Below are 12,940 nucleotides of genomic sequence, written 5' to 3'. Positions count from 1 at the left end.
TCTACCCATCCAATTTTTCAAAAAAACATCAATCCAGCGCCAGCGCAGCGGGATCGAACCACTCGCCCACGCCCTGCGCCATGCGCTCGAACACCGCATCGAGCGTGGTGGCACCCGCGCCGAACATTGCAAAAAGCACGTTGGCATCTTCAAACATGCCGTGCAGATAAACGCCCAGCACGTTGCCCGCGCCGTTCTGCCAGGCCACACCGGGAATCACGCTGCGCGCAACATCACCGGCAGCCGCCATCGCCGGATGCTGCGCGGTCTGGCCGTGATGAATTTCGTAGCCACGCAAGGCCACGCCGCTCAACGCCGCCCAGGGTCCGCACAGTTCACCGAACTGCGTCGTCGTCAACCGCACGGTCTTGTCTGCTTCAAAGCTGGTGACCAACGGTAGCAGGCCGAGCCCGGGCGCATTGCCGTCCACCCCCACGGTGTCGATCAACGCCTCGCCCAGCATCTGAAGCCCTCCGCACACGCCGAGCACCCTGCGGCCTCGCGCCGCGTGCGCAGCGACGGCAGCATCCAGCCCCTGCGACCGCAGCCACGCGAGATCGGCTGCGGTGGACTTCGAGCCCGGGAGAATGATCCAGTCTGCGCCCTCGACATCGGCCGGACTGCGCGCCCAATTCAAACGCACGCCAGCTACATTCTTGAGCGGCTGAAATTCGTCGAGATTGCTGATGCGCGGATAGGCAATCACGGCAATGCGCGTGTGCACCGCACCGCTAGAGCCCTGCGCCCTGTCATCGAACACCCCGTCTTCTTCGGGCAGACCGTGGTTCCACTGCATCGGAATCGTCGCCACCACCGGCACGCCGGTGCGCTCGAACAGCATCTGCGGCGCGGGCGCGAGCAGGGCCGCATCGCCGCGAAACTTGTTGAGCACGAAGCCCGTGATCATGGCACGCTCATCTTCGGGAAGCAGCGCCCAGGTGCCGTAGAGATGGGCGAACGCGCCGCCACGATCAATGTCGGAGACCAGCAGACAACGCGCGCCGGCATGCCTTGCCACGCGCATGTTGACCACGTCGCTCGCATGCAGGTTGATCTCGGCCGGTGAACCCGCGCCCTCGATCACCACCACGTCGTTTTGCGCACGCAGTGCGTCGAGCGACGCTGCGATTTGCGGCCAAACCTGTTGACTGCGCCCGCGCCAGGGCAGCGCGGTCAGCTCGCGGCTGACCTGTCCGAGCAGCACGACCTGGCTGTGGGTATCCGCCTCGGGCTTGAGAAGCAGCGGATTCATGCGCACGTCCGGTGTCGCGCGGGCGGCGAGCGCCTGGAAATACTGCGCGCTGCCGATCTCGCCGAAGCCGCCATCGGGCGCTGCCACGACGCGCGCGTTGTTGCTCATGTTCTGCGCCTTGAATGGCGCAACGCGCAAACCCTGATTGGCATACCAGCGACAAAGCGCCGTGGTCAGCCAGCTCTTGCCAGCGCCGCTGGTCGTTCCCAGCACCATGATGCAACGTGCGCTCATGTAGCGACTCCTTGTATCCAGACTTCCTTCAATGCGGCCTGCGATGGCGGCGACAGCACGCCAAGCCGCACGTGTTGCGCCAGACCGAACGAGGCGCAATCGCGCAGCTTGATGCCGTGCGAGCGCAGCGTGCGGAGCGCATCAGCAGCATCGCAGTCGTCGGGCAGGCGCGCGGTGAAATAGTTCGCCAGGCTGCCGTCTATCACCTGCCAGCCCAGCGCCGTGCACACGCCGATCTGCGCTTGCTTCCAGGACTTCAAGGTGGCGAGCGACCGCGCCAACCACAGTTGAACATCGGGTTGCACCCAGCTCTCCAGCATCGCCACGCCATGCGCGCCCACGGGCCACGATGCAGCCATGGATCGCAGCAGTTCGAGATCGGCCGACTCAGCATGCTCCGGCGCAATGGCATATGCCGCGCGAACGCCTGTGAGCGCCAGCGCCTTGTTCGGCGTCCACAACTGCCACGCAGATTCCGGCAGGCGTGAAGCCGATGCAGCGTGCAGGCACAACGGGACGTACGCGCAATCGAGCACGCGAAGGTCCGTCGACGTCGTGGAGCGCAGCCATTCATCCACGGACGCATCGCGCGTCCCGAGCGGGCTCGACGGTTCGCACGCCCAGTGCAAGGCAGGCGCTGCGCCGTCCTCCAGGCGCAGTCCCCAGACTTGCGCGGCGCGCGCGTAGTCGCCATAGCCGTGCAGCGGCACGCGCGCATGCAAAAAGCCCTTGCGTGCCGCAAATGCGCTGATGCGCTGCATGAATTCGCTGGCACTCGCGGCGATCACGATGCGGTCTGCATCGACGCGATGAAACGCACCCAGCAGCGCGCGCAGCCGGGTGTAATGCGGGTCGGGATAGCGCGCCGCATCGGCCCGGCGCAAGGCCTCCAGCGCCCTATCGCACGACCCGCAGGCGTTGGCATTGGTCGAGAAGTCATGCAGCGGCACGCCCTGCGCATCGGGCCCGCCGTGCACCGATTCAGAAACGGCGCTTTGCATCATGTGCGCACCACCCATGTCGATACGAGAAACAGCACCGCCGCGATCATCACGCAGCCCAGTGTCCGCGAAGCAATGGCAACGGCGCGTGCAATGTCCCCGGGCGCGGCGCGCTGCCCGTCAGGATGAAGCACATAGACGTCGGGCTTGGACAGGCACACGTCGAGCGCCAACGCCATCGCCGCCATCGGCCAGCCACTGTTGGGCGAAGGCGTCCTGCGTGCGCTACGCGCAAGATCGTCCCAGCGCTCGCAGCGTGAGACCAGCCACAACGCCACCGCGGTGATGCGCGCAGGAATCCACGACAGCACGTCGTCGGCGCGCGCGGCCCATTTTCCGGCCCACTGCCAATAGCGCCCGCCACGCATTCCCGGATAGCCCCACATTGCGTCCGCCGTGTTCGCAAACCGATAGAGCACCATGCCCGGAAGCCCGCCCACCACCAGCCAGAAGACCGGTGCAACGACCGAGTCGTTGAGATTCTCGGCCAGTGACTCGATGGCGCTTTCGCGCACCTGCATCGCGCTCAGTGCGTGCACATCACGGCTCACCAACCGGCCGAGTTGCGTCTGACCTTCGTGCAGCGAACGGTCCAACGCGTTTTCCACCGCCATCACCTCATCGCGAAGCATTCGCCACGAAAGCATGGGTTTGATCAGCACGCCGAGTAACGCAGAGGCAAGCCACCACGGCGTGTGCGACAGGATGAAGGTTTGCAGCAGCACCGCAGGCACCACAAAGGCCAACGCCAGCACGGACCAGCCGAGCGCGGCGCGCCAGAAGCTGCGCAGATCCCGGCCCGTGGGCTCGGTGGGGGCAGTGACACTGCCCACGTGCTCCAGGGCGCGCCCCATCCACACGACCGGATGCCAGCGCGCGGCGGGCTCTCCCCAACGAAGATCGATCGCGAGCGCGATCAGCAAGGCCACAGCAAATATTCCGCTCGTCTGCAAGGGCGCCTCGCCTCAATCCTCGATGCCGCGCTGCGCGGGAATGCCTGCCTTGAACGCGTGCTTGATCAGTTTCATCTCGGTGACGGTATCCGCGACGTCGATGATTTCCTGCGGGCAGCGACGACCCGTCATGCACACATGCACGTGGCGCGGGCGCTCGGCGAGCGTGGACAGCACGTCTTCCAGCGGCAACCAGCCGTAGATCAGCGGGTAGGTGATTTCGTCGAGCACCACCAGAAAGTGCTCGCCCGCGAGAATGGTCGAGCGCGCGCGCTGCCAGCCTTCTCGGGCGAGTTCTGCCGAATGCTCCAGATCGCGGCTTTTCCAGCTGAACCCGTCACCGAGGCCTTCGATGGGAATTCCCAGACTCTCGAACATCCGGTGCTCGCCAAAGCGCGCCGTCGGCACCTTCATGAACTGAAAAATCTTGACCTTCTTGGCGCGGCCATGCGCGCGCAAAGCCAGGCCGAATGCCGCCGTGCTCTTGCCCTTGCCGTCGCCGGTATTCACCAGCAGCAGGCCGCGCCGCTCGCCATCGGGTTTCTCGTAGCTCTTGTCGACTGGGGGACTTTCGATTTCCATATGCTTGCGTGTTCCGGTTGTTTAAGTGTGCGGGCTTGCACGGAAGGTCAGTGCGCGTTCAGCGCGAAGGGTGCTGGCGTGCGGGCCAATGCGGCAATGCGACCCAGACGTCATCGACCTGTCTGACGCGAATGCGGTGCTCGAACACCTGCTCCAGCGCCGCATGCGTCGCGGCATCGCTGCAGGGCCCGTGATGCTGGATGCGGCCATCCGCCATGATCACCATGTCGTCCGCCTGTAGCGCAATCGAGACCTCGTGAAGCACGCTGACCACGGTACTGCCTGCGCCGACCAGTTCACGCACCGTGTGCACCCAGTCGGTCTGATGCGGCGGATCGAGGTTCGCGAGCGGCTCGTCCATCAGCAGCACATCGGCCTGCACCGCCAATGCGCGTGCCAGCAGCACCCGTTGACGCTCTCCGCCCGAAAGCTGCGACAGCGGCCTCGCACGCCAAGGCCACGCCTGCGTGGCACGCAGCGCCTGCTCGACGGCCTCGAAGTCCGCCTTGTCCGGAGGAGCCAGCCAGGCCTGATGCGGCAGACGCCCGAGCATCACCACGTCGTGCACCTGAAGTTCCTCCATGGCGACCTCGTTCTGCCCGAGCCACGACAGGCGGCGCGCACGCTCGCGCGCCGCCATGCGGTGAAGCGGTTGCCCCAGCAATTCCACGTCGGCCTCTACCTTCGCGTGCTTGAGAAGACCCGCCATCGCCTTGAGCAACGTGGACTTGCCTGCGCCGTTGGGCCCGACGATACTGGTCCAGCGTGCCGCTGAAATATCGAGATCGATGCCATGAAGAATCTCGGCGTCGCCCGCACGCACGGTCACATGCCTGGCGCGTATCGCCATCGATGGGGAAGTCACAACGCACCTCCGCCACCCGCCGTGCGGCGGTGCATGAGCCACAGCAGATAGGTGCCGCCGAGCGCGGCGGTCAGCACGCCCACTGGAAGCTCCTGCGGCGCAATCAACCAGCGCGCCAGCACGTCGGCGGACTGCAAAAGCACCGCGCCCATGATGCTGGAGAGCACGACATGCCAGGGATGGGTGACCCGCACCATCGAACGCACCAGATGCGGCGCGGCCAAACCCACGAACGCGATCAGACCGGTATGGGCCACTGCCGTTCCGGTCGCAAGCGCCATGGCGGCAATCAGTCCCGCACGCATCGGGCCGAGCGGCAAACCAAGACTGGCGGCGGTTGCCTCGCCGAGCGTGAGTCCGTCCAGCGCGCGCGCCAATGCCCACGCCGTGATCGCGCACAGCAACCAGCAGCCCAGCATCAGCGCGACGGCGGACCAGCCCACGAAAGCCGTCGTGCCGAGCGTGAATGCCTGCATCGCCTGAAGAATCTCGGGCGAGCTCAACTCCACCAGATCGCGCGCCGCGCCCAGCACCACCCCGACGATCACGCCCGCCAGCAAAAGGCGTAAGGTGTGCTGCGCGCCGCGCGCCAGAATCAGCGTGAGCATCACCGCCGCCGCCGCACCGACAAATGCCACACCGGTAATGCCCATGCGCGCCAACAGACTTGCGGAAGCCGGCGCCACGCCGAGCCACGCCATGGCCAGCGCTCCGCCCAGCGTTGCGCCCGAGGCGCTGCCCAGCAGATAGGGATCGGCCAGCGGATTGCGAAACAGCCCCTGCGCAATCGCCCCAGCCAGCCCGAGCAAGGCGCCGGCAAGCCATGCTCCGACCGTGCGCGGCATGCGGATTTCCATGACGATCTGGCGCGCCACCGGATCATCGGAGAGATGCAGCAAACTCTCGAATCCCGTGCTGCCCACGGATGCGCCCACGGCCAACAACAACAAGCTGGCAATCGCCAACGCCAGCATCAGCCACGCCGCGCGGTGGCGATGGGATGCCGTGGCCAGCACATCGGCTTCGGGAGCCATCACGTTGGCGTTCATGGAGCCTTGTCCGCCAGACACCGCGCCATGATGCGAGCAGCCTCGGCCATGCGCGGGCCGGGGCGCACCAGCACATCGGACTCGGCCGCGTCGAAGGAGCACACGCGCTTCTCGCGCACCGCCTTCATGGCGTTCCAGCCCGGGTAGCTGGTGGCCTCCTGCATGCTGCGATTGCCGATCATGATGACGTCCGGGTTGGCGCGCACGATGAATTCGGGATTGAGCCGGGGAAACGGTCCGAGCGACGCGGGAACGACGTTGCGCGCACCAAGCTGGGAAAGTATCTCGCCCATGAACGATTTCTCGCCCGCTGCGTAGGGACCGCGGCTCACCTCGAAATAGACACGTACACCGTTCACGCGCGCCGGCAGCGACTGGCGCGCGGCCTGCACGGCAGCGTCGATCTCGCGCCATGTGCGCAGCGCGCCCTGCTCCGGCGGCACATGAAGAATGCTGCCGATGATGTCCAGCATGCGCTTTGCATCCGCGAGGCGGCGCGGCTCCAGCGCCACCACGGTGAAGCCCAGCGATTCCAGCCGGTCCCGGCCGCGGCCACTGGTGGACATCAGCACCAGATCGGGTTTGAGCGCAACCACGGCCTCGATGTTGGGATCGATGCCGCCGCCCAGCTTGGGCAGCCGCGTCACCGATTCTGGCCAGTTGGAGTAGCGGTCGGTGCCGACCAGGCGCTCGCACTGCCCGAGCGCGCAGACACTCTCGGTTAGCGACGGCAACAGGCTCACGATGCGCGCGGGTGCACTCTTGAATTCAAAGGCTTTGCCGCGATCATCGGTGATCTGTACGGCCTGCGCCGACGCCGCAAGACAGCCCATTGCCGCGATTGCGATCAGGGCCCGCTGCACAGCGCGTGCGGCCCGCGCAGTCAGGGAGATTCTCCAATTACCGACCCGGTGGCCGCTCGCTTCACTCATCTGCATCGTCCTTCAAACACATGGGCAGGCCTGCCACCATCAGCGTCACGCGCGCGCAGCCGTTGGCGACCTGCTGATTCAACGCGCCAAGCGCATCCACAAACGCGCGCACCTCGCGCCCCATGGGAATGACGCCAAGACCAATCTCGTTTCCGACCACGATCACCGGCCCGCGCGCATCCCGAAGGGCCTGCAGGAATGCGGCGGATTGTGCAGGCCAGTCCCGCGGCTGCTTGTCACTTTCGCGAGCAGGCATGAGCCAGTTGGTGAGCCACAGCGTGAGGCAGTCCACGATCAACAGGTGGCTGGCATCCGACTGCGTAGCAATCAACGCACTCACGGCGAGCGGCTCCTCAATCGTTGCGAGTCCGGGCACGCGTTCAAGGCGATCATGCTGATGGCGTGCGATGCGCGCCCGCATTTCATCATCCCACGCCTGTCCCGTAGCGATGAGGCTTGCGCGATGCGCGGGGTGCGAGCCGAGCCAATGTCGCGCCAGCATTTCGGCACGGCGGGACTTGCCGCTTTTCTGTCCGCCAAGGATCAGTTCGCTGCGCGCAATCGAGAGCCTGTCGGTGGCTGCGGGCATCATGCTTGCCGATCCTTCATGGCCCGGTTCTCACAGCGGCGCCCACTTCAATCCGACGTAGAGCGTGCGACCTGCCGTGGCGTAGTTGCGCGCGAGCTGGTAGTCCTTGTCGGCCAGATTGTTGATGCGGGCAAGCAAGGTGAAGTCGCGCCCGACGCGGGTGCTGGTGTAGAGGTTGAACACCGAATAGCCGCCGAGCATGTTGTTGCCCGAGCCGCTGTCGTAGCGACGCGATGCGGCGTTGACCTCGGCACCCACGGTCCAGCCCCCGATCATCGTGTCTGCGCCCAGCTTGGCATAGCGCTTGGAGCGCCGCGCCAGTTGACGCCCCGTATCCAGATCGTGCGGATTCTGGAAATCCAGCGAACCATTGAGCGACACCGGGCCCAGCTTGTGCGCCGCGCTCAGGGTCACGCCTTCGTATTCGGCGCGGCCCACCGCCTGATAACAGCCCCAGGATGATGGGCAAGTGCCAGGAGCGCCATAGATGATCAGATTGCTCACGCGGTTGCGGTAGGCCACCAGCCCCGCGCTCGTCGAGCCGCGCGTCCAGCGGGTACCGATCTCGAGGTTGCGGCCACTCTCGGGTTTGAGCGACGCATCACCATATTCGCTGAAGCGCTGGTAGAGCGTCGGTGCACGAAATGAAGTACCGCCCCCGGCCGTCACACGCCATTCGCTATTGATCGCATAGCCGTAGGAAAGGCTGCCCGTGGTCTTGCCGCCAAACTCGCTGTCGTCATCGCGCCGCAGGTTGGACTGGAGCGTGTGCGCACCGGAAATCAGCCCATAACCGAGCGCCAGCGCGTTCTGTGAACGGTCACGCTTCAGGTCCGGGGCATACTGGGTTGCGGAGTTGTGCAACTCGTCCTCGCGACGTTCGAGTGCCGCGGTGAACCGGTGTATGCCAAGTCGGTATTCGTTCTGAAACAGATAGCTTCGCACCGTGGTCTCTGTCATGTAGAAGTTCGGCTCGCTACTGTACTTGGCATCCGACTGGTTCACCTGCACGAGCGTGCTGTAGTTGCCGTTCCATTTCGCATCCCAGGAAAGGGCCGCCGTGCGCAGTTGGTGATGGTTGCGGTCATCGCTCTTCAACCCCGTGGAGTCGTCGTACTGCGAATTGAGGTTGCTTGCCAGCAGCGATGCTTGCAGCCGCTGGCCCGGCGCGAAATTCCAGCCCAAGCGCGCGTTGCCGGAAGTGCGCTTGTAGCCGTCGTCGTCCGGATTGGCCGTGGGGATCGGACGAGCGTTGAAGCCGTCACTGCGCTCATGCGAAACGCCAAGCGAGTAGTCAAATGCACCGGCGCTGCCGCTCACGCCCGCCTCGGCCGTGCGCGTGCCCTGGTTGCCAAAACCCACGCCCACATAGGGCGCAGGCTTGCCCTCGCCTTTTTTGGTGAACAATTGAATGACACCCGAGACGGCGTCCGAGCCGTAGACGGCTGCCGCAGGACCACGCAGCACCTCGATGCGATCAATCTGCGAGAGCGGAATCTGCTCCCATTGCACACCGCCCGTGGTTTGTGAATCGACACGCACGCCGTCGATGTAGACCGCCGTGAAGCGGTTTTCGCCACCGCGCACGAGCACGCTGGCATTGGCTCCCGGACCACCGTTGCTGGTGGTCTGAATGCCGGGCACGCGCGAGAGCACGTCGGCCACGCTGACCGCGCCGCTCTTCTGGATGGCGGTCGAGTCGATGATGGAGACATCGGCAACCAGATCCGACAGCGGCTGCTCGACGCGTGTGGCGGTCACCACCGTTTCGCGCAATTCGGACGCGGTGGCCGCCTGCGCCACCAGGGTCTGGGAGAAGGACGGAAAACAGGCGGCAAGCGCCAAGGGCAAGGCCGCAGCGCGAGCCAATACAACAGTGCGAGTTGTCATCGTGGACAAATTTGAGGAATCGCCGCGTCCGACCTCCCCGTCGGACAATGGCATCACAGCTCCGTTCGTGATGAAAGACCCTCATGGAACCATGCCCATAGAGACGACAGCGCGAGCGTAACCACCGTGTTGGCCGGTATCCGGGCTGGCGGCACACTCTTCAACCGCCTTCCCGCATGCTTGTTCAAGGCTTGCAGTGGCTGTGCTGGCAAAGAGGGAATCCCGAAGGGATTCGTCCGCTGACCGTTGCGGGGGCAGCGCAGGCTCTGGTGTATTCCGTGGCGGAAATCCGTCCCTGCTTCCCGTTGAACTGCGGCGTGTGAACCACGTCGCGAGCACCAACGACGTAATTTTACGATTGTTTATGCGGCGATCCGTACAATGTGTTTTGTATGGCACCCCCATCTTCCCTAGACCAGATCACCGAGCGCGTCGAGCGTCTGTTGGTTCGTTATGCTGAACTGCAACGCACCAACGCGTTGCTGTCCCAGCAGGTTCTGACCCTGACACAAGAGCGCGACTCCCTCAAATCCCGCCTTCACACGGTTCGCCATCGCATGGACTCGCTGCTGGAGCGCCTGCCCGATATCCCGGATTCGAAAGACAACCCGTCATGAAGCAGATCGAGGTGAAGATCATGCAGCAGAGCTATCTGCTCAGTTGCCCTGAAGGCCAGGAACCTCGCATGCTGGACGCGGTCGAGCGCGTGGATGCCGCCATGACGCGCATCCGTGATGCCGGCAAGGTACGCGCCCGCGAACGCATTGCCGTGCTCGCGGCCCTGAACATGGCATTCGAAATAGCGGACCATGAAACGGCGGCTGTCGCCGCCCGGGAGCAGGCCGAAGCGCTGATCGCAGCCGCTGCTGCTGCACCGGTGGCCATTGCAGCGCCCGACTCCGCATCGCGTGAAGATGACGAGGCCCGCGTGCGAAGCCTTTTGCAACGCCTTGACGAGACACTCGGCGACGACGGTCGTCTGCTCTGACCGCACCACGATCCGCGCAGAAAATCAAACCGTGAAAAATCACGCGCGAGCGTCCGGGAATTGAGACCCGTTTTTTCCAGGATCGTACGCCGACGATTTACAATGAAGGCGTCTGCGGTGTTGCCGGACTTTATATTTCCTTGAACCAATGCTCCCTGAGCACGGGCTTGATACATCACCTGATGAGCGTGATCGTCTCGCGTCAGATGAACCCAACGTCAGGTTGCTCTTGCCCACCTGAACCCCCGGTTCAGGATGACAGGTTCGGTGGCATTGCAGACACCCATTTCCCAAAAAACGCTCCTTGAATCATTCAGGAGCGTTTTTTATTCGTGTCAGGGCAGACACCACGGGGCGGGTTGCTGATGCACGGCACCCCACCAAAGTGCCGTACTACCCAACCCGATCAGGATCAAGCCCGCAAGACGGGACCCCCAGGCCTCCCAGAGCGGATCGCGAACGCGCTCACGCAGGCTCACCCAGACCCATCGCCCCGCCACCAGCCACACGCCGCTCGCCACGGCAAACAGCGCCATGGACAAGGCACCGGCCACGGGCCCCCGCTCAAGGCAGCGAGCAACAAGGCCGAATACAGGAGTCCACAGGGCATGAAGGCCCACGCACAACCGACCGCAAAGAGACCACCGGAACGCGAGACCACCGGCTGAACGCGTTGCCATGCACGCCGCCCCGCAGACTCCATCCATGCGGGCGCATTCAGCCGCATCACCATCATCAGACCCCACGCAATGATGGCGACATGCACCAGACTCCACACCGAGCGCAGTGCGCTGGTGCCTTGGCTGAACCACGCCAGCCGATCCATGGCATAGGCAGCCATCGCGCCAACGAGCGAATAGGCCAGAATCCGTCCCGCATGAAACAGCACCGGCCTCACGAGCATCGAGCGCCGGCTGGGAACAAATTTCACGACCCGAGTCTGCGCGGCAATCGCGCCCCCCTGCTGCTGAAGCAGCGCGCTACACGGCGCAGCGCACATCACCAGGCAATGCGCGCCGCCCAGCAACCCCATCAGAAACGCTGCCCACGCAATGGCCCACATGACGATCGATCAGATGATCCGGGAGAAGCGTTCGCGGTTGCGATTGCCCTGCAGATAGCGGTCGAACAACATGGCCACGCCGCGCACAAAATGCCAGCCCAACGGGGTGACCTCGATGCTGTCCTCATGCAGGCAGACCAGGCCTTTTTCCTCCATGGCCTCGAGTTGCTCGAGTTCGGGCGCGAAATAACTTCTGAAATCAATCAGCCAGGCCTGCTCGACGGGCTCGAAGATCAATTCGCCCTGACACATCAGCGCCATGATGACCGAGCGTCGCAGCAGGTCGTCCCGCGAAAGCGCCAGGCCGCGCACGACCGGCAAGCGCCCATGATCGATGCAGTCATAGTATTCGTCGAGTGTCTTGGCGTTCTGGCTGTAGGTGGCGCCCACCTTGCCGATCGACGACACACCCAGCCCGATCAGGTCGCAATCGGGCTGCGTGCTGTAGCCCTGGAAATTGCGATGCAGTCGCCCCTGACGCTTGGCGACCGCCAAAGAATCGTCGGGCAGGGCAAAATGATCCATGCCTATATAAACATATCCTGCACCCTGAAAAACTTCGAGGGACCGTGCCAGCATCGCCACCTTGGCAGCGGGCATTGGCAGCTCCTCCGAGTAGATTCGACGCTGAGGCTTGAAACGTTCCGGCAAGTGCGCGTAGGCATAGAGAGCGATGCGATCAGGCCTCAGTTCACAAACCTGGGCAAGCGTGCGCTCGAAGGATTCCGGCGTCTGACGTGGCAACCCATAGATCAGATCGACGTTCACCGATTCGAATCCAATTCGGCGCGCCTCCTTCACCAGCCGGAACACCTGCTCAGCGGGCTGCTCGCGGTGCACGGCCTTCTGCACCTCTGGATCGAAATCCTGAACGCCAAAACTCAGGCGATTGAACCCAAGTTGGTGCAAAAACATCAAACGACTATTGTTAACAGTTCGTGGATCGACCTCTATGGAGTACTCGCCGCCCGGTTCGAGTACGAAACTCCGCCGGATCATCGACATCAGATCCTGCAAACCTTCATTCGACAAAAAAGTGGGCGTGCCGCCGCCGATATGTAATTGACTGACATGCTGATTGACACCGCAGTGTTCAGTGTGTAAATCAATCTCGCGGCTTAGATAGCGAAGATAGGCTTCCGCTCGCTCCGGATGTTTGGTGATAATCTTGTTGCACGCACAGTAGTAACAGAGAGATTCACAGAATGGAACGTGCACATAGAGGGACAACGGTAGCGCTTTGGCATTCGAGCCGATTCGCCGCTGTTGCAGAGCGAGGATGTACTCATCTTGACCAAACGCTTCAACGAAGCGATCTGCCGTAGGGTAGGACGTATAGCGGGGCCCGGAAACGTCGAATTGACAGATTAGTTCGGGTGTAACAGCAGGCATAGCGGATTTCCATAGGTTCGCCTGCGACTGTGCCGCACCTGCATAGGATTGTCCTTGATGCAAGTCAATTCAGTTTGGCGTGTGGACTGGGACAATTCCCCTGCATCTACCGATGCCTACGGTCGAGGGCAAGTGGGCTACTCACTTCCA

At 63.6% G+C, this 12,940-nt stretch carries 13 protein-coding genes, 1 other RNA gene and 1 riboswitch; of the genes, 3 read left to right on the top strand and 11 right to left on the bottom strand.

The genetic code is table 11. The features are described from left to right. Positions 1–28 precede the first annotated feature (28 nt). From H9K75_RS20575 to H9K75_RS20535, 9 genes are all read right to left on the bottom strand, one after another. Entirely contained in the window at positions 29–1,486 is a 1,458-nt protein-coding gene (locus tag H9K75_RS20575) for a cobyric acid synthase (protein WP_187723923.1), read from the bottom strand. After that, the gene (locus H9K75_RS20570; protein WP_187723922.1) at positions 1,483–2,490 is read right to left on the bottom strand and encodes an aminotransferase class I/II-fold pyridoxal phosphate-dependent enzyme; all 1,008 of its coding nucleotides are present in this window, start codon (positions 2,488–2,490) and stop codon (positions 1,483–1,485) included. The genes H9K75_RS20575 and H9K75_RS20570 overlap by 4 nt, the downstream gene beginning before the upstream one ends. Continuing rightward, positions 2,487–3,440, bottom strand: a complete 954-nt coding sequence (cbiB, locus tag H9K75_RS20565) for an adenosylcobinamide-phosphate synthase CbiB (protein WP_187723921.1) — start codon at positions 3,438–3,440, stop codon at positions 2,487–2,489. The genes H9K75_RS20570 and cbiB overlap by 4 nt, the downstream gene beginning before the upstream one ends. 12 nt (positions 3,441–3,452) lie before the next feature. Beyond that, on the bottom strand, positions 3,453–4,022 hold the full coding sequence (gene cobO, locus H9K75_RS20560) for a cob(I)yrinic acid a,c-diamide adenosyltransferase (RefSeq protein ID WP_187723920.1): 570 nt from the start codon (positions 4,020–4,022) through the stop codon (positions 3,453–3,455). Positions 4,023–4,080: 58 nt separating this feature from the next. After that, positions 4,081–4,872, bottom strand: coding sequence for an ABC transporter ATP-binding protein (locus H9K75_RS20555; protein ID WP_187726131.1), 792 nt, complete (start codon positions 4,870–4,872; stop codon positions 4,081–4,083). Positions 4,873–4,883: 11 nt separating this feature from the next. After that, positions 4,884–5,936 carry a FecCD family ABC transporter permease gene (locus H9K75_RS20550; protein WP_187723919.1) on the bottom strand — a complete coding sequence of 351 codons (1,053 nt, stop codon included), beginning with the start codon at positions 5,934–5,936 and terminating at the stop codon, positions 4,884–4,886. Then, entirely contained in the window at positions 5,933–6,769 is an 837-nt protein-coding gene (locus H9K75_RS20545) for an ABC transporter substrate-binding protein (RefSeq protein ID WP_187726130.1), read from the bottom strand. The genes H9K75_RS20550 and H9K75_RS20545 overlap by 4 nt, the downstream gene beginning before the upstream one ends. A gap of 91 nt (positions 6,770–6,860) precedes the next feature. Beyond that, positions 6,861–7,457 carry a bifunctional adenosylcobinamide kinase/adenosylcobinamide-phosphate guanylyltransferase gene (locus H9K75_RS20540; RefSeq protein WP_187726129.1) on the bottom strand — a complete coding sequence of 199 codons (597 nt, stop codon included), beginning with the start codon at positions 7,455–7,457 and terminating at the stop codon, positions 6,861–6,863. A 30-nt stretch (positions 7,458–7,487) separates the two neighbouring features. Then, on the bottom strand, positions 7,488–9,347 hold the full coding sequence (locus H9K75_RS20535) for a TonB-dependent receptor domain-containing protein (protein WP_187723918.1): 1,860 nt from the start codon (positions 9,345–9,347) through the stop codon (positions 7,488–7,490). A 114-nt stretch (positions 9,348–9,461) separates the two neighbouring features. Further along, positions 9,462–9,705, bottom strand: a riboswitch (cobalamin riboswitch). A 34-nt stretch (positions 9,706–9,739) separates the two neighbouring features. Between H9K75_RS20535 and H9K75_RS20530 the strand changes: the two genes are divergently transcribed. The 3 genes from H9K75_RS20530 (at position 9,740) to ssrS (ending at position 10,621) form a co-directional block, all read left to right on the top strand. After that, entirely contained in the window at positions 9,740–9,964 is a 225-nt protein-coding gene (locus H9K75_RS20530) for a DUF904 domain-containing protein (RefSeq protein ID WP_187723917.1), read from the top strand. Then, entirely contained in the window at positions 9,961–10,335 is a 375-nt protein-coding gene (locus H9K75_RS20525) for a cell division protein ZapA (RefSeq protein WP_187723916.1), read from the top strand. The genes H9K75_RS20530 and H9K75_RS20525 overlap by 4 nt, the downstream gene beginning before the upstream one ends. Before the next feature lie 106 nt (positions 10,336–10,441). After that, a non-coding RNA gene (gene ssrS, locus H9K75_RS25800) (6S RNA) lies at positions 10,442–10,621 on the top strand. A gap of 189 nt (positions 10,622–10,810) precedes the next feature. Here the strand turns inward: ssrS and H9K75_RS20520 are convergent. Next, entirely contained in the window at positions 10,811–11,398 is a 588-nt protein-coding gene (locus H9K75_RS20520) for a sulfite exporter TauE/SafE family protein (RefSeq protein ID WP_319016849.1), read from the bottom strand. Positions 11,399–11,407: 9 nt separating this feature from the next. Then, a complete protein-coding gene (gene hemN, locus H9K75_RS20515) occupies positions 11,408–12,790 on the bottom strand; it encodes an oxygen-independent coproporphyrinogen III oxidase (RefSeq protein ID WP_187723915.1) in 1,383 nt (460 codons plus the stop codon). Positions 12,791–12,940: the final 150 nt, after the last annotated feature.

It is taken from the genome of Diaphorobacter aerolatus (genome assembly GCF_014489535.1).
GTDB classification, from domain to species: Bacteria; Pseudomonadota; Gammaproteobacteria; order Burkholderiales; family Burkholderiaceae_C; genus Diaphorobacter_A; species Diaphorobacter_A aerolatus.
Note: the sequence above shows the minus strand (reverse complement) of the source record. Positions and strands in the feature narration are given on the sequence as shown.